Source organism: Moorena sp. SIO1F2 (genome assembly GCF_010672755.1).
Lineage (GTDB): Bacteria > Cyanobacteriota > Cyanobacteriia > Cyanobacteriales > Coleofasciculaceae > Moorena.
On record NZ_JAAHFV010000668.1, the window covers coordinates 1 to 1,287 of the forward strand.

The 1,287-nt window shown below is 41.1% G+C and carries 2 protein-coding genes; both read right to left on the bottom strand.

Annotated elements, in window-relative coordinates; genetic code table 11:
* A partial coding sequence (locus F6J94_RS33895) for a hypothetical protein (RefSeq protein WP_293048351.1) occupies positions 1-189 on the bottom strand: 189 nt, incomplete at its 3' end.
* A 139-nt stretch (positions 190-328) separates the two neighbouring features.
* The coding region (gene hpsE / locus F6J94_RS33900; RefSeq protein ID WP_367142326.1) for a hormogonium polysaccharide biosynthesis glycosyltransferase HpsE at positions 329-1,287 on the bottom strand (959 nt) is incomplete at its 5' end.

The following is a 1,287-nucleotide window of genomic DNA, read 5'->3' on the forward strand; positions in this document are numbered from 1 at the left end:
GATGTGTGTAGCGTATTTGTAGTTTGGAGTAGGGGATAGCTTATAGGGAGTAGGGAGTAGGGTGTAGGGAGTAGGGAGTAGGGAGTAGGGAGTAGGGAGTAGGGAGTAGGGAGTAGGGAGTAGGGAGTAGGGAGTAGGGAGTAGGGAGTAGGGAGTAGGGAGTAAAAAAATGTTTGTAATTATACCCAATTATCGAAAACTACTTCTTCGCTCTCGCCACAGTACCCACACTAACCCCTCTCCCCACACTCTGTTTCCTGTTCCCTATTCCCTGTTCCCTATTCCCTATTCCCTATTCCCTATTCATACATGCCAGCATTTTGCCTTATTATTTATTACTGATTCCAAAAATCCAATGATAAAATGGACTAAACAAGCTATTCACAAAAAGTTCCAGTTCGCAAGCTGCTACTAAATCTGTCTTGAGGTGTTGGCGATATCTAATCAGGTGAAGGATAGTCTTGCCCAAATCATTGATTAGGTAAACTAGAATCATGATAGGCTTTTGCCAATGTTTAAAGCGCAACATGCGAGTGGGATACCGACTTAACCCAACACCTCGAAATAATTTCAATAAATAGTCTTTTTCCAAACGCCATTTTGGGATTTGATGCTCAATACACATTTGAGGGTTATGCCAAATTTCCCAACCCGCTTTTTGAATATACGATAAGGTTTCTATATCTTCTCCTTTAGCAGATAGGGATGTCGCACATACCCCCTTGAGCCAAGGCTGTTCAGGAACATTATTTAACCAGGCTCGCTTACGAATCACTAACCCCGCACCGACAGGAAATAACCCTTGACGAGGCTGATAACAAAATGGCTCTTCACCTCGTTCTATGATAGCAATAAAACAAGCAATTCGCTGAAAGTTTTCCGGTGGTTTAACTTCATAGTTTCCATAAATTTGACTACCATAAGCACCAGCTTTTGGATGGGAATGACCAAAATTATAGGCAGCACTAACCCAATCAGGAGTAGGGATATTATCATCATCTAAAAAACCGACATAGTCACCTTTAGACTCCTGGATAGCACGGCGTCGAGCAAATGCTATCCCCTGTTTTGGTTCAAAGTAATATCGAATAGGATAAGCTCCTGGATAGGATTGATATTCCTCAACAATTTTGCTGGTATTATCAGTACTATTATTATCAATAATCAGAATTTCCCAAGCAAAATGGTCGGTTTTAATTTGATACAGTAATCGCTTTAAAACCTTAGGTAGACGAGTTTCGCCGTTATAGGTACAGATAGCAACTGTGAAATCAATCATGGGTAGTC